This is a genomic window from Candidatus Symbiopectobacterium endolongispinus (genome assembly GCF_018777385.1).
GTDB lineage: Bacteria > Pseudomonadota > Gammaproteobacteria > Enterobacterales > Enterobacteriaceae > Symbiopectobacterium > Symbiopectobacterium endolongispinus.
This window is the reverse complement of the sequence record NZ_JAFJYB010000005.1, coordinates 170568-189891: the sequence shown is the minus strand read 5'-3', so window position 1 is coordinate 189891 and position 19324 is coordinate 170568. Positions and strand designations below refer to the sequence as shown.

Genomic DNA, 19324 nt, shown 5'->3' with positions numbered 1-19324 from the left:
ATGTCCAACCATGACCAACTACACCGTTATCTGTTTGAAAATCATGCCATTCTCGGCGAGTTGGTGACGATCAGTAATACCTACAACAGATTCTGGAAAACCACGACTACCCGGCCCCGGTGCGCCTGATTCTGGGTGATATGCTTGCCACCACCAGCCTGTTGACGGCGACGTTGAAGTTCAATGGCGATATCACCGTACAGCTTCAAGGCGACGGCCCGCTGAAACTCGCCGTCATCAACGGCAATAATCAGCAGCAAATGCGCGGCGTTGCCCGCTTGCAAGGCGAGATTGCGCCTAACGCTACGCTGCGTGACATGGTAGGTAATGGCTATCTGGTGATCACCATTACGCCCGAGGAAGGTGAGCGCTATCAAGGAGTGGTGGGGCTGGAGGGCGATTCGGTTGCCAGCTGTCTGGAAAACTATTTCCTGCAATCCGAACAGTTGCCTACCCGGTTGTTTATTCGCAGCGGGGAGCATGAAGGCCGCCCGGTTGCCGCAGGCATGCTGCTGCAAGTGCTGCCCGCCCAGCACGTCGGCCACGACGATTTTGATCATCTGGTGCAATTGACAACAACCATCAAAAACGAAGAGCTGTTTACCCTGCCTGCGAACGAGGTGTTGTATCGCCTTTACCATCAGGAATCGGTGACGCTTTACGAGCCGCAGACCGTATCGTTTCACTGTCATTGTTCGCGTGAACGTTGCGCAGATGCATTAATGACGCTGTCGGATACCTATCTGCATGAGATGTTGGAGCAAGAACAAGAAATCGATACGCATTGCGATTACTATGGTACTCACTACTTGTTCAGCGCCAGCGAGTTCAGTGACATTCGTCACGCCAGCGCAGACGCCACAAGGCATTAATCGTAGAGATCATTAATACCAAGCTACTGACTAAGCGGGCACTTCGGTGCCCGTTTTCATTTTTCGCCTCCACAGGAGGAGAATCGTTTCACTTAACGAAAATTAAACAAAACTATGTCTTAAGTTATTTAATTTTATGATTGTTATCCCAGCTAAAATAGGCTTACTTCGTACAATGATTATCAGTATGACTATAACTATTGAGGAGTAGCGATATGCAGATCAAAGGTATTGCACCACAAGCCCTCTCCGCTTATGGAATCCGCGATGTCAGCGAGATTGTCTACAATCCGAGTTATGAAGTACTTTTCCAGGAAGAGGTCGTTCCCGACCTGGAGGGATATGAACGCGGCATAGAAACCAAGCTGGGCGCTATCGCCGTCGACACCGGGGTTTTTACCGGTCGTTCGCCCAAAGATAAATATATCGTTCGTGATGACACCTCGCGTGAACACGTGTGGTGGTCGGATCAAGGCAAAGGCAAGAACGATAAACACCCCATGACACAAGAAGTCTGGAGCCACCTGAAACAACTGGTGACCGAGCAACTGTCCGGCAAACGTCTGTTTGTCATCGATGCCTTCTGCGGAGCCAACAACGATACCCGTCTGAAAGTGCGTTTTATCACCGAGGTTGCCTGGCAGGCCCACTTCGTCAAAAACATGTTTATTCGCCCGCAAGAGGATGAGCTCACGCAGTTTGAGCCCGATTTCATCGTGATGAACGGGGCGAAATGTACCAATCCACAATGGCAGGAGCAGGGGCTGAACTCAGAGAATTTTGTCGTCCTCAACCTGACGGAGCGGATCCAACTGATCGGCGGCACCTGGTACGGCGGCGAAATGAAGAAAGGGATGTTCTCGATCATGAACTATCTGCTGCCGCTCAAGGGCATCGCTTCCATGCACTGTTCAGCCAACGTCGGAGAAAAAGGGTATGTGGCCATTTTCTTAGGTCTGCCCGGCACCGGAAAAACCACGCTGTCCACCGATCCGAAGCGCCAGTTGATTAGCGACGACGAACACGGCTGGGATGATGACGGCGTGTTTAACTTTGAAGGCGGCTGCTACGCCAAAACCATCAAACTGTAGAAAGAAGCAGAACCGGATATTTACGGTGCCATCAAACGCGATGCGCTGCTGGAGAATGTCACGGTACGGGAAGATGGCAGCGTGGATTTTAACGATGGCAGCAAAACGGAGAACACCCGCGTCGCCTATCCCATTTACCATATTCACAACATCGTCAAACCGGTTTCCAAAACGGGACACGCTCGTAAGGTGATTTTCCTCACGGCCGATGCTTTCGGCGTTCTGCCACCGGTATCGCGCCTGACGCCCGACCAGACGCAGTACCATTTCCTGTCCGGCTTCACCGCCAAACTGGCTGGCACAGAGCGCGGGATCACCGAGCCTACGCCGACGTTTTCCGCCTGTTTTGGTGCGACGTTCCTGTCGCTCCATCCCACTCGTTATGCAGAAGTTCTGGTCAAACGCATGAAAGCCGCAGGGGCATAAGCCTATCTGGTGAACACCGGCTGGAACGGTTCAGGGAAACGCATCTCGATTAAAGATACCCGCGCCATCATTGATGCCATTCTCAATGGCAGCATTGATGATGCTGAAATGCATACGTTGCCAATCTTCAATCTGGCTATTCCGAGCTCACTGCCCGGCGTCGATGTTCAGATTTTGGATCCGCGCAACACCTATGCCAGTCGGGAGAAGTGGCAAGAGAAAGCCGAAGATTTGGCACAGCGTTTTTGCACCAACTTCGACAAGTATACCGACACCCCTGCGGGTCAGGCGCTGGTAAGCGCCTGACCCGAAATTGGGGCGGAAATCACACCATAAAATGCAAAAGCGCTGGCTTGCCTGCGCTTTTTTCTTCTGCGTAAACCGCCGTGTTTCACCCTTCTTTGGTCCGATCATAGGGTAAGGGCAGATAAGCACGCACGCACAGCCCACCGCGTTCGCTGGTACCCACGTCTAGCGCGCCGTCATGCGCATCAATGATACGCTGCACGATTGCCAGCCCTAATCCCGTACCGCTGGTAGTACGCGCGCTGTCGCCGCGCACAAACGGTTGGAACAGATGTGCCAGTTGCGCAGGATCGATACCCGGACCATCCTCCTCCACCTGGAACCAGACGCGTTGCAGTTCTCGTCCGCTGCTGACCTTGATCCAGCCGTTACCATAGCGCGTCGCATTGACTACCAGATTCAGCGCCGCACGTTTGATGGAGAGCGGACTGATACGCACCATCAGTTCACCGTCGGAGAAATCGCTGTCAATCTGGCGCTCGTAGCCGCTCTCAGCCGCCACGACCTCGCCCAGAATACTGTTCAGATCCGCCGCTTCCATCTGCATCTCCTGGCCCGTACGCAGATAGTCGATAAACTGTTCGATAATGGCATTACACTCTTCAATATCCTTGTTGATGGACTCAGCCAGATAGTCATCATCCTTGCTCATCATTTCGGTTACCAACCGGATACGTGTTAACGGCGTGCGTAAATCGTGGCTGACGCCCGCCATCAAGAGCGTGCGATCGTCGGCCAGCAGTTTGACCCCTGACGCCATCTGGTTGAAAGCGCGCGTTACCGAACGAACCTCGGAGGCACCATACTCACGCAAAGCGGGCGGAATAATGCCTTTCCCCACTTGCAGCGCCGCATACTCCAGCTCCACCAGCGGCCGGTTCTGCAAACGAATAAACAGCCACGCCCCGCCGATGACCAGTAGCATAATCGCCAGCGTGTATCGGAATAGCGGAGAAAAGTCGCCTTGATGGATTTCCGTCAGGGGCACCCTCACCCAGATATCGGGTGAAAGCCAGGTTTTCAACCACACCACGGGGGTGTTCTTGCTGACTTCAACGCGTACATCCGTCGGGACGCCAAGCTGCTGGGCCATTTGCTGGCTAAAAAACTTGTAGTGCTGTGCCCAACGTAGGCCGCTCTCCTCCGCCGCGGCGTTGGTATACAGGGAAATCCCCAGCTCGCGATAGATTTCACGCCGGAACGCTGGTGGCACTTCCAGCGAAGAGCCATCCTCCAGTTGCAGCCTGTCGGTCATCAGCATGCGCACTTCGTAAGCCAAAACTTTGTTGAATTGCTGCAAACTTGGCAAAATGGCAAAATTGAGCACCACCAGATAGGTGGTGACCAGGCTGACAAACAACAGAGTAACAATCAGCAACAGCGTCCGGGCAAACGAACTGCGCGGAGAAAAGCGCCATCGTCTCATGCTTTACTGCCGTCCGGCACAAAGACGTATCCCAGGCCCCAGACGGTTTGGATATAGCGCGGATGCGCCGGATCTTCCTCCACCATACGGCGCAACCGCGAGATCTGCACGTCGATGGAGCGCTCCATGGCGCTGTATTCACGACCACGCGCCAGGTTCATCAGTTTATCGCGAGATAACGGCTCACGCGGGTGGCTGACCAACGCTTTCAACACCGCAAATTCGCCACTGGTCAACGGCATCGGCTCATCATCGCGAAACATTTCGCGCGTGCCAAGGTTAAGCTTGAACTTGCCAAAGGCGATCACCGCCTCTTCCTGTGACGGCGCCCCCGGCAGCTCGTTCGCCTGACGGCGCAACACGGCACGGATACGCGCCAACAGCTCGCGCGGGTTAAACGGTTTAGGAATATAGTCATCAGCGCCAATTTCCAGGCCAACGATACGGTCAACCTCTTCCCCTTTCGCCGTCACCATAATGATGGGCATCGGATTGCTTTGACTGTGCAGGCGGCGGCAAATAGAGAGCCCATCTTCGCCCGGTAACATCAGGTCCAGCACCATCAGGTGAAAAGGCTCACGCGTCAGTAAACGATCCATCTGTTCAGCATTGGCTACGCTACGTACTTGAAAACCTTGCTCCGTCAGGTAACGCTCCAGCAGTGCGCGCAGGCGCATATCATCATCTACTACCAGAATTTTATAGTTCTCTTGCATTTTCATTCTCCAAAAGCGTAATCGATGCCGTATTGTTCAAAAACCTATGAATTACTGACAGTCGTTTCTGGTATATATTGCAGGCAAAATTGTTACAAAGCATAATAAAATAGGGATTAATCAATCATTTCCTTCATTTCACAGGCGCAATCGCCTTAGGATGTAGCAACGCCTATACTGCTCACAGTGTATCAATGCCGCGCTATGCGTACTCGTAATAACCGATGATGAAAGCAAACGATGAAAACCGATCTTATCACCCGTGAAGGTTACGACATGCTCTACAAAGAGCTTAACTATCTTTGGAAAGAACGTCGCCCAGAAATTACAGAAAAAGTGGCTTGGGCGGCAAGTTTAGGCGATCGCAGTGAAAATGCCGACTACCAATATAACAAGCGACTGTTGCGCGAAATAGACCGACGGGTGCGCTACTTGCGCAAACGTCTGGAAATCGTTCGTGTTGTCGATTACTCCCCTCAGCAAGAAGGCAAAGTGTTCTTCGGTGCCTGGGTTGAAGTAGAAAACGAGCAAGGCGACCAGATGCGCTTTCGCATCGTTGGCCCTGACGAGATCTATGGGCGTAAAGAATATATTTCAATCGACGCCCCCATGGCGCGAGCGTTGCTGAAGAAAGAACGCGACGAAGAGGTGAAAGTAAAAACACCTTCGGGCGAAAAAACGTGGTACGTAAACCAGATAACCTATAATGCTCCAGCCGAGTGATGGCCCAGCCGCGTATTTACCCACTCTGTCACCCTGGTGTTACGGGATTGTGGGGCGGCATCAACGGATATTGCAGGCCAATTTTGACCACGCTGTACTGATAAGGTAGACATCACGCGTCAGCATTTCGAACTCCAGAATGTCATTCTCTCCGATCATCGAGAAAGCGTCATCGGGTGCATTGTCCTCCGGATTTTTATCCAGTGCGACATTCTTGACTAACAGATGGTTTTCATTCCAAACGGAGTCAAAACTGAACGTGCGCTGTACGGTCAGGGGAATATCATCCTCACAAATAAACACACCATCAATAAAAATTAATGCACGATTTTTATCGCTTAAATAAACATTGACATCGTATTCTTTCCTTATTCTATATTTTTCATTCCCCTCACTGACTCTCACTTCACCACAACAAATCACCGGTTTGTGAAAAGACTGACGTTTAAAATAATAGGGACCAACTAATAAAACCGTTACCAATAATAACATGCTGAACCATACCATTTTATTACCAAGATTATTTTTCAACATAGGTAGTGCATCCCTTTCCACGTTTGCTACATGCAATGATGATGCGATTCTTCTTCATTTCCGAACTGTGCAACGGGATCGTCTTTGATGAAATAAACAAGACATGATCCTCACAGAGTTCCTGATAACCCGCGATCGAGTCGTAGCTGACCGAATCCTGTAATGAAAAAACATCGCACTTATTAATCATATTTACTCTGACGAAAGGTCGATAAGGAAAACGACCAGAAAATGACACCATAATCAAAATAAATAACAGAATCATGCCGATGATAAAAATAATCTTGGTCGTATAACCTATCTGGAACCGGGGAGATGCTTTTTCTGGCGCGGCCAATCGGAGATTTACACCACAAGCCAGCTCTTTCATGGATGTCTCTGCCGTATTTCCTACCGAGCGAACATCCGTTTGTTGTCTGGAATAAGCTTCAATACTGTCGACATGAAAAACAATACCTGATTTCGGGACAGTGACAATCGCCTCCGCCAAGCCGAAATTACGTAATACCTTTCTAAGCAATGAGATATAATTATTGAGATTACTGATAGAAGGAGATAGTGAATACTTTTCTAGTGCCTCTCGTAGCAACAATTCACGGCTTAATGTAACCCCCGGATTATCAATCAGAGTAGCGAGTATGCGTGCAATAGGCGCGCTCAATGAAATAGCTTCACCTTCACGATCGCGCCAAGATAAAGTTCCCTCCCCATCATTGAAAATGATGGTTTGATTAATCAAGTAGGCCATAAAACCCTCTGGGATAAGCAAGTATTATTTTAAAAATAACCTAACCCTATTGATGATATGTTTATTTACACAAAACATAGGAAATGGAAATCCTGCGACATATATCTTAGACTGCTCATTAACGCCCATGAGAATATTAGTTTAAACAATACCTTTGCGCCATACCTTTACATGACGACATAAAAAGAGTTGAGCCGTAGCATAAAAATTCGCTCGTTTATTGTCAAAGATTATTTAAAGCTGTTTTAGATTGTTATTTCCTTAAAAAATACAAGCTCGTTTTTTGAAAGAAAATGCGATTGGATTTATACTAACCGAAGATAAACAAAAAAATAAAAAAGAACTAACCCGTTGAACATAGTGGACATCGAAATTGAGTATAACCCTTCTCTTTACTGTAATGCGATACACAAAACCTATTAAAATTAAATTAATTAAAGCTTTAATCTATAAATAATAAAAAATTTTACGATTTGAAAAAAGAGGTAACGTGCAAATACCGCGATGAACAATAACTCAAGTAAACTATATGCAAAAACTTTTTCAAAAAACAGTACAAGTCGGATAAATACTCTCAGAATAAAATCATCGTTGGCCTTCATCTCCTTACCTACGGTTTATTCTGCTGTTCTGATCGCCTATTGAACATGGCAATTGCGAATGAATTCGCAATTGCCATGCCCTGATCGCCAATACGATACGCTTATTACGCATAATGCACGTCATCGCGGGATTCACCCTCCCCGAAAGCCTTTGCTTGTGCGCTATCTGCGTAAATACTTCGCGTTGTAGAAAGAAGGCGCAGGAGTGCAGCCCACACCGATGCAAATTAACAGGTGGCAGGGACAAGATTATTTTTGTGTTGACATAAATGTGTCACTTCGATCGCTTAATTTGGCCTAGAAGTGTCACGGGAGACTCGAATATGTTCAGCGTAGATGCCATCCTGCAAGACCTTGTACCACACCGTCAAACGCCGTCCTGGCAACGTTCTCTTCTACGCGCACTGCTGTTTGAGCGCGAAATGCAGCAATTCGCCGAACGTTACCCTCATTTGAAAGGCCTGGACCTTGTCGAGCAAATTCTGGACTATTTCAATTTCAGTTGTGAAATGGTGGAAGGGGGTTTAGAAAACATCCATAGCCAAGGGCCAGTAGTGCTGGTCGCCAACCATCCTATCGGTTCATTGGATGGCCTGGCGCTTCTGCGTGCGGTGGCGAGCGTTCGTCCTGACGTACGTATTTTAGCCAGCCAGGTGCTCTCCTACATTACCCCGTTAAAAGGGGTGCTGCTCGCCGTCGATAACGTTAACAATCGAACAAAATGCTCACAAATAAATGCCATACAATAACATCTCAGTCAGGAAGATGCCGTCATTCTGTTCCCGGCAGGGGAAGTGTCACGTATTAGCCTGCAAGGAATTCGCGATGGGCATTGGCATAGCGGTTTTATTCGTATGGCAAGCAAAGCGCGTGCGCCCGTCGTTCCCATTCATATCAGCGGACGCAACAGCAGCTTGTTCTACCTCTCTTCTTTGCTCTACCGGCCGCTTTCAACGCTGCTGTTGGTCCGGGAAATGTTTCAACAACGCAGCCAGAAACTCAAGATCCGTATTGGCGTACGCATTCCCTATGCCACCTGGAGCCACGGGGAGTGGAATGCCAACTATGTCGCTACCCGTTTCCGCCGCCATGTCTATCGTTTGGGTTTGGGCAAACCCGGAGATTTCCAGGGAGAAAAACCCATTGCACTGGCGGAGGATCGCGCCGCACTGAAGCACGCATTAGCCGTTTGTGAGACCTTAGGCACCACCCCTGACGGAAAAGTGGTTTACCTCTATCGACGCGGTGAAGAAGGATATGTGCCCATTCTGCGCGAGCTGGGACGATTGCGCGAAATCGCGTTCCGCGCCGTTGGAGAAGGATCAGGCCAGCGACGTGATCTGGACAGCTATGACAACGACTACCTGCATCTGATTTTATGGGATGAAAAGGAACTGGAGATTGTCGGAGCCTACCGTTTCACACCTACCGAACAGCAAATTGCCCATAAAGGCGTTAACGGCCTGTATAGCCACAGCCTGTTTCAGTATGGGGCAGAGATGGATCCGATTCTGTCTCAGGGCATTGAATTGGGGCGCAGCTTCATTCAGCCCAAATATTGGGGAAAACGTGGGCTCGACTATCTGTGGCTGGGGATCGGTGCGTATCTCGCCCGTTACCCGCAATATCGCTATCTGTTTGGCCCGGTCTCGCTTTCCGGCACCCTGCCAACGCACGCGCGGGATCTGCTGGTTGCCTTTTATCGCCTGTACTTCTCCCCGAGTCAGCCAATGGCTACCTCACGTCGGCCTTATCCGGCCTCGTTGCCCGATGTGTTAAAACAGTTTGAAGGCACCGACTATCAACAAGATCTGACGCGGCTAAAAAGCATGCTCAACAACATGGGATGTGCGATTCCCACGCTGTACAAGCAATATTCTGAGGTGTGTGAAACCGGCGGTGTGCAGTTTATCGATTTCGGTATCGATCCTGATTTTAACAACTGCATCGATGGTCTGGTGCTGGTCGATATGACACAGCTCAAACCCTCTCGCTACCAGCGCTATGTTGCTCCCTTCTTACCGGAGCCACAGCTGACAGCACAAGAGCACGCGTAGCCATTTTCCTTTTTTGATACAGCCATCCTCCGTTTTCACGGAGGATGGCTGATGCATTATTTCAACTGTGATGCGTAGTCCCGACGCGGTTGGCCGGTATAAATCTGACATGGACGATAGATTTTGGATTCCTGAGTGTGCAGTTCCTTCCAGTGGGCAATCCAACCAATAGTACGACCTACCGCAGAGATCACCGGGAACATGGAGGGCGGCAGCCCCATGGCTTTCAAGATCACCGCCGTGTAGAAATCCACACTCGGGTAGAGGCGATGCTCAAGGAAATAGGGATCGGTCATGGCGATATGTTCCAGTTCCATCGCGACCTGCATCAGATTATCTTTCGGCCCCATCTCATTGAGTACCTCATGACAGGTTTTTCGCAGCACAGCCGCACGCGGGTCAAAATGGTGATATACCGAGTTACCGAAGCCCAGCAAACGGAACGAGTCGCGGCGATCTTTGGCCCTGCGGACAAAATCGGGAATACGTTCAACGGTATTGATCTCTTCCAGCATGCGCATACAGGCTTCATTGGCACCGCCGTGGTTGGGTCCCCACATGGTTGCAAGCCCAGCGGCAATACACGCGAAGGGGTTAGCACCGGAGGAACCAGATGCTCTCACTGCGGTGGTAGAGGGGCATTGGCCGTGATCGGCGTGCAAAATCAGCACCCGGTTCATCGCACGTTCCAGCACCGGGTTGACCTCATATTTTTCTGCCGGAATGGAAAACAGCATATGCAGGAAACCGCCGGTATAAGAGAGACTGTTGCGCGGATAGGCGGCGGGTTGCTCAATGGAGAATTTGTAGCTCATGGCGGCCAGCGTCGGCATCTTCGACAAGAGGCGCAGTGCCGCCAGCTCGCGGTGATCTTCGTTGTGAATATCCAGTACATCGTGATAAAACGCCGCCAGCGCCCCAACCACCGCGCACATCAGCGCCATCGGGTGTGAGTCACGACGAAACCCACTGACCATACGCGAGATCTGCTCATGAATCATGGTATGTCGTGTGATGCTGTTGACAAACTGATCGTACTGTTCACGATTCGGCGCATCACCGTGCAGCATGATGTAACACACCTCGGTGAAATCACATTTCTCAGCCAGTTGCTCCACCGGAAACCCGCGATGCAACAGCACGCTATTAGCGGCGTCAATATAGGTGATGGCGGATTCACACCCGGCTGTGTTATTAAACCACGGATCGTAGCTACACAGCCCCTGCGCCCCTAACGGACGAATGTCTACGGCCTCTTTGCCCAACACGCCCGCGCGCACATTGAGTACAATGTTCTTTTTTCCTTCCATCGTCAGGATGGATTTCTTGACTGTCATTATTCTTTCTCCCGTCCGAATGCGCCTTTCACCAACATGACACCCCATAACGCGAATCTGCGCGGCATTACCGTAACACAGCCAGAGCACACTCCGTACCGCACCTTTCCTTAATACGCGAAAAAAGGCTTCAAATTCGAACAATTCGCTGAAAAATTGACATAGGTAAATTTTCTGAGAGGTCATAATGCTGACTGGCATTTTTGCTACGCAATCCGTATAACTGTCCCCGATTAGTTAACTCACTCCTCGATGATGATTGAATTCCGATTATGAATGATGCATTGAGCCAGATTATCGCCAGCGAATTGCAGGCGCGAAAGGAGCAGGTTGACGCCGCTGTCCGCCTGCTGGACGAAGGGAACACCGTACCGTTCATCGCTCGTTACCGTAAGGAAGTGGCTGGCGGGTTGGATGATACCCAACTGCGCCAGTTGGAAACCCGCCTCGGTTACTTGCGCGAACTGGAAGAACGGCGTCAGACCATTCTGAAATCGATCGAAGAGCAAGGAAAATTAACACCGCAGTTGGCTCTGGCGATTAACGGCACCCTGAGTAAGACTGAGCTGGAAGATCTCTATCTGCCATACAAGCCCAAACGCCGTACTCGTGGGCAAATTGCCATCGAAGCCGGGCTGGAACCGCTGGCAGACAGCCTGTGGCAAGACCCAAGCCAGGTGCCTGAAGAGGCGGCGTTGGCCTATGTCGCCGAAGACAAAGGCGTTGCCGATGTCAAAGCTGCTCTGGACGGTGCGCGCTACATTCTGATGGAGTGTTTCGCAGAAGATGCCATCTTGCTGGCCAAGGTGCGTGACTATTTGTGGAAAAATGCCCATCTGGTCGCACGCGTGGTCGAAGGCAAAGAGGATGAAGGCGCGAAGTTCCGCGACTACTTTGCCCATCAAGAACCGATCGCCAACGTGCCATCACACCGTGCACTGGCGATGTTTCGCGGCCGCAACGAAGGGGTACTGCAACTCGCCATGAACGCCGACCCACAGTTTGACGAGCCGCCGCGCGAAAGCCAGGGTGAGCAGATCATCCTTTCACACCTGAATTTGCAGTTCAACAATGCTCCTGCCGATAGTTGGCGTCGTGCGGTGATCAACTGGACCTGGCGTATCAAGGTGCTGTTGCATCTGGAAACCGAGCTGATGGGCACCGTGCGTGAAAAGGCCGAAGAAGAAGCCATCAATGTGTTTGCACGCAACCTGCACGACCTGCTGATGGCCGCGCCTGCCGGAATGCGCGCCACCATGGGGCTCGATCCGGGTCTGCGCACAGGAGTGAAAGTCGCGGTAGTAGATGCAACTGGCAAACTGTTTGCCACGGATACGATTTACCCACATACCGGACAGGCTGCCAAGGCGGCCCCTATCATCGCGGCACTGTGCGTTAAGCATCAGGTAGAACTCGTGGCGATCGGTAACGGTACCGCATCACGTGAAACCGAACGTTTCTTCCTCGATACACAAAAACAGTTCCCGGCAATCAATGCCCAGAAGGTGATTGTCAGTGAGGCAGGTGCTTCGGTGTATTCCGCATCAGAGCTGGCGGCGCTGGAATTCCCCGATCTGGATGTTTCCCTGCGCGGTGCGGTTTCTATTGCGCGTCGCTTGCAGGACCCTCTGGCAGAGCTGGTGAAGATCGATCCAAAATCCATCGGTGTCGGCCAATACCAGCACGATGTGAGCCAGGTGCAACTGGCGAAAAAGCTCGATGCGGTGGTGGAAGACTGCGTTAACGCCGTAGGCGTCGATCTGAATACCGCATCGGTGGCGCTGCTGACGCGTGTTGCTGGGCTTAGCAAAATGATGGCGCAGAATATTGTCAACTGGCGTGACGAAAACGGACGCTTTGACAACCGTCAACAGTTGCTCAAGGTCAGTCGCCTGGGGCCAAAAGCCTTCGAACAGTGTGCCGGATTCCTGCGTATCAATCACGGCGATAACCCGCTGGATGCCTCGACGGTTCACCCGGAAGCCTACCCGGTGGTCGAACGCATTCTGGAAGCCACACACCAGACACTGCGCGATTTGATGGGTGACACCGCCGCGCTGCGCAAACTCAAGGCGGTGGATTTCACTGACACTCGCTTCGGCTTACCCACGGTGACAGACATCGTGAAAGAGTTGGAAAAACCGGGGCGCGATCCACGACCGGAGTTTAAAACCGCTGCGTTCGCCGAAGGAGTGGAAACGCTCAACGATCTGCTGCCGGGTATGGTGCTCGAAGGGGCGGTCACCAACGTCACCAACTTTGGCGCTTTCGTGGATATTGGCGTACATCAGGATGGCTTGGTGCACATTTCGTCGCTGTCCGATCGCTATGTCGATGATCCGCACAAGGTGGTGAAAGCCGGTGATATTGTGAAGGTCAAGGTGCTGGAAGTCGATCTGCAACGTAAGCGTATCGCGCTGACCATGCGTCTCGATGAACAGCCGGGTGACACCCCGTCACGCCGTAGCGCCAGCGGAGCCCAACGCAACACCGGATCTCGCCCTGCTCATCATGCACCGCGTGCAAAACAGCCGCAGAGCGCAGCAGGCAATAGCGCCATGAGCGATGCACTGGCCGCCGCATTTAAAAAACGTTAGCTTTTGTATACCCTAAATAATTCGAGCTGCAGGAAGGCCGCAAGCGCTGGCCCGAAGGGTGAATCTGAGGGATGAGATTCATTCACTCCGATGAGCTTACTCAAGTAAGTGATTCGGGTGAATGAGTGTAGCCAACGCACATGTAACTTGAAGTATGACGGGTATAAGCAAAGGGAGCCATTGGCTCCCCTTGTAACATTTGCTCGGCTTCACTTATTTATACAGAACTGCCGTGCCGCGCAGTTGGTTATCACCGGTAGCAGAAACGATACGGTAAGAAGATGCACCTGCTGCCTGTGCTTTAGCGGCAACTTGCGATTCAAAACCGCTCAGCGTTTTAGCGCCACTCACGGAAACGGTACCCATCTGCTCTGCGGCGAAGGTGCCGAAAGAGAGAGAAGTCAGGGCCAATACTACTGCAAAAATTTTGATGTTTTTAATGATGCTAATCCTTATCTCTGTGGTTAGGTAGAAAGCGAAGTGCTTTCGATGAAGAGAAGAATAGCGCCATTGCTCGGTAATGAATAGCTAAGTGATTTGCTTTGATAAGTCAATTTTTTTGAACAAAAATCATTACCGGTTTCGATCTGTTATTCTGACGTCATCGGTTGATGGGGCCGGCTCCCCCACTACAGCGCAAACCACGCTGGCACCCCGTGGTGATGATTAAAAACGGTATGTCAGACCTGCTGTCACCATGTAATACTCATTGGCGATACCCGCCGCGTGGCCGCCAATATATCCCTGCTCCCCGGAAACCTGATCGATAATTTGCATCCCTCCCCGACTCTCATCATATTTATTACAACTCAGCGCGGTAAATACCTTGGCACAGGATGCAGATAATAACCAATGTCCACCAACACGGAATAATAACGCCCATAATTGCCTTCATCGCGAAAGGTTAATTGGCGAAAATAGTGCTCATCATTATCACGCGCTTTGACCCAAGGGCTATATTTTGCAAGTGCACTCAGCTCAAAATTCTGATAGCGCACTATCCCGGTCACCCCCAGGTACGGGACATCGAATTGTTGCCTGTAACCACCACGATTACTGTCCCGTTCAAGTGCCCCCACCGTTTCACCATTATCGTACTGATAAAACCCACCTAGATCCGTCCAGCTATAACGCGTCTGTTGATAACCGACAATCCCTCCCAGCCGGTAATTGGACTGGATTATAACCCAACTCTGAACCCCCATATCAAACGCATTCGAATGGTTCAGGCGACTATTGGGATGATGAGACCATTCACTCCAGTGCGCTTGATCGTCATAAAGCCAATCATAGTCATCCATTTTTGCGCTTCGCTCAGCGAATGTTGTCCAACCCAGAGCATTCAATGTTATGTGCGGGGATATATCCCAATTAATCGCCATTTCCATAATCGGGGTTTGCTTTATTTTCCAATCCAGTTGGCTGAGTTTATCTCCATTTTCCATGTAAACATTTTCGTGTGATTCTCCCTCTAACCATCCCAACGCCCCACTTATTGTTGCGGCGGTAACGGTGTTTTCGGCCTGAGCGGAAAATATCGTCATCATACCGGCAACACAGTAGAGAATTACGTATTGTTGCTGCATGAACAATTCCTTAATAAATGCGTGAATGATTTTTATAGAAAAGTGAACTCGCACAAAAACAGAAAAATATAGGAATAACACATTTTTCTGAGTCATTTTTTAAACATGAAGGTGCCAAATATCAACGTCAGTCATCGATTTAGAATATAACGGTGAGATGAGAGGAAATGCATTCAGAAAATAATCTACTAAAACAAGGCATTATCACCTTATTCAATCATTGGTAATCGCGGAGAGAAAATATTGTCAGGTCATGACAAGAGGCCAAACGGCCCCTTGCTATACCCGTCATACTTAAAGTTGCAGATGCGTTGGCTGCGTTCTCTCACCCGAATCACTTACCTGAGTAATCTCATTGGGATGAATGAATCTCATCCCTGAGATTCACCCTTCGGGCCAGCGCAAGCGCTGTTCAAATTTGCTCCAGACAAATTTGTCATTCGCTTGCCGCCTTCCTGCAACTCGAATTATTTAGGGTATATGTCCATTATTCCACGCGCAATGCCGCCGCAGGAGACTGTCGATAGGAGAGCACGGCAGGAAGCGTCAGCACCACGGCAGCCACGGCCAGCAGTAACAGCACGAACCACAGATCGTCTTCGCCCAATGTAATCGGCAAGACAAAGCCACTCTTTTCAGTCATGACAATCGCCACTGCCTGGGCAGCGGCATAGCCCAGCCCCACACCGGCAAACACCAGTGACATCAATCAGCTCCAGATCAACAGGAAAATACCGGTACGCGGCGCGCCGAAAGCACGCAATGCACCGATTTGTTTCTGGCGTTGGCGTAAATGCATCACCGCCACCAGCACCACCGCCATTCCCACCAACCCTTGTGTACCCATCGCGATATACATCAACAACGCACGAATGTCACCGAGGATGGAATAGAGCTTCACCAGCACCTATCCCGGGAATACCGCCTGCGTCGCCGTGCTACGATAGAGTGAGCGCAGTTGGTAAGCGCCTACAATACTTAAAGGTTTTACTACGATGGCAGGAACACCAGCCTCATGGTGATGCGCTTCACTGTCATCATGGTGTTCATGTGTATCGCCCTCGGCGTGCTCATGCCCATCATCATGATCATGATGCTCGTGCTAATCGTCATGGTCGCCGGGTGCATGGATACCGTGCACACGCCACACCGCGTTGACTGGCACCAGAATGGCTTTATCCCAGGCGCTGCCGTCGGCGGGCAGCACGCCGACCACGGTATAGCGTACTTCCGCATGGGCATGGGCCCACTCTTCCCCGACCTGGCCGTGCACCGGGCTAAAGGTGCTGCCAATCGACAGTCCGGTCCCTGCGCCCACTACGGCTTCAAATCCATCGTTAAACACCCGACCGGCTAGCAATGGGCGTTTCCCGCCATCCGTCACCAATGCCGCGTTAGTCCCCACGATCGGCATGCCTTTATAGAAATCACCAAACGCCACCGGTGCCGCCCAGGCCACCAGCGGGTTTTTCTGTACCTCATACAGCACCTGCGCTGGAATCAGTGTCAATGCAGAAGGCTGGAGAAAGACTGACGAGAGCACCAGTTGCGTTTCGCTCCCCGGTGCACCGATAACCATATCGAAACGGTCAGCCGCCTTCGCACTGCCCATGCGCAGAGCACGCTCCTGTAAATTCACAGAAATACTTAGCGCGGTCGCCAACGCAATCAGTATCACCACCACCCCACCACCACGCCCGGCCACAGTCGACGCCAGTCTGCGATAATAAAACGCCATGGGATCATCCCTGTACCTCCTGAGAGTCATCTGCCACTTGCTGTCATTTTTCCAACTGAATACAGCGCGACATCAACGCAGCCAACCGTTTATCGTGCGTAATGGCAATCAGCGTGCTGCGCTGTTCCCGGGCCAACGTGACGAGGAGATCGGCGATCTGCTCACCATTGTGTGCATCCAGACTGGCCATAGGCTCATCGGCAACGATAATTTCCGGAGACGCCAAGAGCGCACGCGCTACGGCCACACGCTGTTTCTCACCGCGTGACAGCACTTCAATCGGTCGATTACCGGTGTTCACACCGACGCGTTCCAGCAACATTTTCCCCCGCGCCGCCAATGACGCCGGCAGACGCCAATGGTGAAAACGAGCTGGCAGCAGAACGTTCTCCAGTGCATCAAGGCCGGGAAATAAATGAAAATCTTGCATAATCAGACCAACATGACGGGCGCGCCAGCGATCCCGTTCGGCTTCTGACAATTGGCGGATGTCCAGCTCGCCCCAACGTACACAGCCAGTGCCTTCACACTCCATGCCGGTAATAGCATTGACTAACGTGGTTTTCCCCGAGCCTGATGGCCCCATTACCGCCACGCAACTGCCCGCCGCAATCTGCAATTGGGCAATGTCCAGCACGGCACTGGGCATATCAGGAAAAGAGACCGTTAAATTTTCAATATGCAAATCAGCCACAGCGGCTCCTAAGGCGTATCAAAGCGGGCATCGCGCAGGCGTAACAGGCTGACAAACCCAGTTTCCGGGTCCGTCCAGGAGCCAAACTCCAGCACGCCTTCCACATCGATAATGGTGTTGTTCTGTACGAAGGTTTGCCGTTTTGACAGGTAGACCACCACGATATCCTCCGGCCAGTCGGCGTCGGAAGAGCAGAACGGGCAGAGTGCCATCGGCATTTTGGTTAACACAAAGAATTGGGATTCAGCCTTGAGCGGTGGGGCCATAAAGCCGCGCATTTTGACGCGTTTTCCCGAGAGTTTTTTTACCTCATCGGAAAATTCTAACCCCAGCACACCATACGAGGCATAGAGTTTATCGAAAGAGAGCGTGGGCAATGCGGCATGCGCGGTACCGATCAGGCTAAGCATCAACACGCAAACGCCGACCATGCGCCACAACACCGAGAAGAATAACGGCGGGGTCTTCCCCGCCGGATTTAAAGTAAGGCACTTCATTACAGCGCGTTACTTGGTGGCTTGTGGTTTCAGCGCCAGCGCATCAACAATCACGCGGAACAACTCGGTATTTTCCATATACCCGCGAATTTTTTCACCGCCAGGGCCACTGGCCTGAATCACCATGTCATCCACGGCGTGAACGCCAGTGTCCGAAGAGCGCAGCAGAATGCCTTCACGGAACACGGCACGTTTTCATAGGCCTTGCTCGCCACATACTGGTCTTTTTCGTTCTTGATGGCAGGAACGAACTGATTATCCAGTTTCGGACGGAAGGTTTCAATAGTAATCCGGGTAGTTGTTGAAGAATATCGCTAAACGTTTAGAGACGTTGATGTCATCCGGGTAGCCATCTTTGTTGGCATCTTTGTAGTTCGGGAAGCCGGCATCTTCATACACGCCCACTTTTTCACGCATCTCGGTACCCGGCTTATCATCATCCACCGTACCGATAATCGACAGGCCGTGCGTATGGTCACCAGTAACAATGATCAGCGTATCCGGGTTCTTCTCAGCAAACTTTTTGGCAATGGCCACTGACTGATCCAGCATGACTGTCGGCTTCACGTTGTAAAACATCTCAACGATTTCTGCTTTATCGGCGCGACGGCGGGTGTGCGACACCACCGCCGCTGGCGTGGCATCTTCCAGTTCGGCGTCACTGACCACGCCAACCGACATCTTGGAAGAACGGGTGATCAGTTCGCCCAGCGTTTCCTGTTTCGGATGTTCCAGCGAATTCCTGCTGCGGCTCACATAGACACCCAACGCATTCACGCCAGATTTGTGCCCCGTCATGTAGGCGCTCATGGTATTCGCACTATCTGCCGCGATAGAGTCCGTACTGGAGGTGCCGGCAAACGCCATGTATTGCAGATCGTCAATCGCCAGACGACCATCGGCTTTCCCTTCGGTCACGCCTTTGGAAAGGATGCGCGCACCGGTGCGGTGCGCCACAGAGAGGCCATCACCGATAAACAGAATGACGTTCTTCGCTTTATGTTTTTCCGCGCTGGGATAGACATCCCAGGTCACTTTCGACGTTTTGCCGTTAGCCTGCGCTCCTACTTCATACTTGCCTGCCTGCGGCAGGAACACATCGCGGATCCACACGGCTGAGACATCCTGCCCGTCTTCGCGCTCAACAAAGGTAGCGGATTTACCCAGCACTTGCTGGTAATCCTTGCCGTTGATCAGAATGCGGACATCTGCGGGTTTCAGTACGGAATCAAACTCAACTTTAAAGTCAAACTTACCGCCAGCCAGCATGGTGGCGCGGTCGATAGGGTAAATCGCTTGAGCCTGCACGAACCACGGCAGGGTGGAAGCAAACAACAACGGCAGTAGCCAACGAGCGTTCATGGTCATGTCCTT

The 19324-nt window shown here is 51.4% G+C and carries 12 protein-coding genes and 5 pseudogenes; 5 read left to right on the top strand and 12 right to left on the bottom strand.

The window, feature by feature from the left end; translation table 11 throughout:
• Positions 1-872 (top strand): annotated as a pseudogene (gene hslO / locus JZM30_RS19750) (Hsp33 family molecular chaperone HslO).
• Between the two features lie 215 nt (positions 873-1087).
• A pseudogene (gene pckA, locus JZM30_RS19745) lies at positions 1088-2695 on the top strand (phosphoenolpyruvate carboxykinase (ATP)).
• An 85-nt stretch (positions 2696-2780) separates the two neighbouring features.
• Here the strand turns inward: pckA and envZ are convergent.
• Both envZ and ompR read right to left on the bottom strand, forming a co-directional pair.
• Positions 2781-4121, bottom strand: a complete 1341-nt coding sequence (envZ, locus tag JZM30_RS19740) for a two-component system sensor histidine kinase EnvZ (RefSeq protein ID WP_252320820.1) — start codon at positions 4119-4121, stop codon at positions 2781-2783.
• The gene (ompR, locus tag JZM30_RS19735) at positions 4118-4837 is read right to left on the bottom strand and encodes an osmolarity response regulator transcription factor OmpR (protein ID WP_252320818.1); all 720 of its coding nucleotides are present in this window, start codon (positions 4835-4837) and stop codon (positions 4118-4120) included. Before ompR ends, envZ begins: the two co-directional genes overlap by 4 nt.
• Before the next feature lie 240 nt (positions 4838-5077).
• Between ompR and greB the strand changes: the two genes are divergently transcribed.
• The gene (gene greB, locus JZM30_RS19730; RefSeq protein ID WP_252320816.1) at positions 5078-5560 is read left to right on the top strand and encodes a transcription elongation factor GreB; all 483 of its coding nucleotides are present in this window, start codon (positions 5078-5080) and stop codon (positions 5558-5560) included.
• Positions 5561-5620: 60 nt separating this feature from the next.
• Here greB and JZM30_RS19725 read toward each other — a convergent pair whose 3' ends face one another.
• Positions 5621-6094 (bottom strand): FidL, encoded by a 474-nt coding sequence (locus JZM30_RS19725; protein ID WP_252320814.1) that lies wholly within the window; start codon positions 6092-6094, stop codon positions 5621-5623.
• Complete coding sequence (locus JZM30_RS19720) at positions 6081-6842, bottom strand: winged helix-turn-helix domain-containing protein (RefSeq protein WP_252320812.1); 762 nt, start codon at positions 6840-6842, stop codon at positions 6081-6083. The genes JZM30_RS19725 and JZM30_RS19720 overlap by 14 nt, the downstream gene beginning before the upstream one ends.
• A 925-nt stretch (positions 6843-7767) precedes the next feature.
• Between JZM30_RS19720 and olsF the strand changes: the two are divergent.
• A pseudogene (olsF, locus tag JZM30_RS19715) lies at positions 7768-9501 on the top strand (bifunctional ornithine lipid synthase OlsF).
• Positions 9502-9557: 56 nt separating this feature from the next.
• On the opposite strand, the gene JZM30_RS19710 reads toward olsF, so the two are convergent.
• Entirely contained in the window at positions 9558-10838 is a 1281-nt protein-coding gene (locus JZM30_RS19710) for a citrate synthase (protein WP_252320811.1), read from the bottom strand.
• A 272-nt stretch (positions 10839-11110) separates the two neighbouring features.
• Here JZM30_RS19710 and JZM30_RS19705 point away from each other — a divergent pair, with 272 nt between their 5' ends.
• Positions 11111-13435 carry a Tex family protein gene (locus JZM30_RS19705; protein WP_252320809.1) on the top strand — a complete coding sequence of 775 codons (2325 nt, stop codon included), beginning with the start codon at positions 11111-11113 and terminating at the stop codon, positions 13433-13435.
• Between the two features lie 213 nt (positions 13436-13648).
• Here the strand turns inward: JZM30_RS19705 and JZM30_RS19700 are convergent, their stop codons facing one another.
• The 7 genes and pseudogenes from JZM30_RS19700 to JZM30_RS19670 form a co-directional block, all read right to left on the bottom strand.
• On the bottom strand, positions 13649-13876 hold the full coding sequence (locus tag JZM30_RS19700) for a YdgH/BhsA/McbA-like domain containing protein (RefSeq protein ID WP_252320933.1): 228 nt from the start codon (positions 13874-13876) through the stop codon (positions 13649-13651).
• Positions 13877-14101: 225 nt separating this feature from the next.
• Positions 14102-14880: pseudogene (locus tag JZM30_RS19695) on the bottom strand (omptin family outer membrane protease).
• A gap of 628 nt (positions 14881-15508) precedes the next feature.
• Positions 15509-16767 (bottom strand): annotated as a pseudogene (locus tag JZM30_RS19690) (FtsX-like permease family protein).
• Positions 16768-16802: 35 nt separating this feature from the next.
• Positions 16803-17453, bottom strand: coding sequence for an ABC transporter ATP-binding protein (locus JZM30_RS19685; protein WP_252320807.1), 651 nt, complete (start codon positions 17451-17453; stop codon positions 16803-16805).
• Positions 17454-17461: 8 nt separating this feature from the next.
• The gene (locus JZM30_RS19680; RefSeq protein ID WP_252320805.1) at positions 17462-17950 is read right to left on the bottom strand and encodes a hypothetical protein; all 489 of its coding nucleotides are present in this window, start codon (positions 17948-17950) and stop codon (positions 17462-17464) included.
• A gap of 9 nt (positions 17951-17959) precedes the next feature.
• Positions 17960-18136 (bottom strand): hypothetical protein, encoded by a 177-nt coding sequence (locus JZM30_RS19675; protein WP_252320803.1) that lies wholly within the window; start codon positions 18134-18136, stop codon positions 17960-17962.
• Positions 18137-18229: 93 nt separating this feature from the next.
• The gene (locus JZM30_RS19670) at positions 18230-19312 is read right to left on the bottom strand and encodes an alkaline phosphatase (RefSeq protein ID WP_252320801.1); all 1083 of its coding nucleotides are present in this window, start codon (positions 19310-19312) and stop codon (positions 18230-18232) included.
• Positions 19313-19324: the final 12 nt, after the last annotated feature.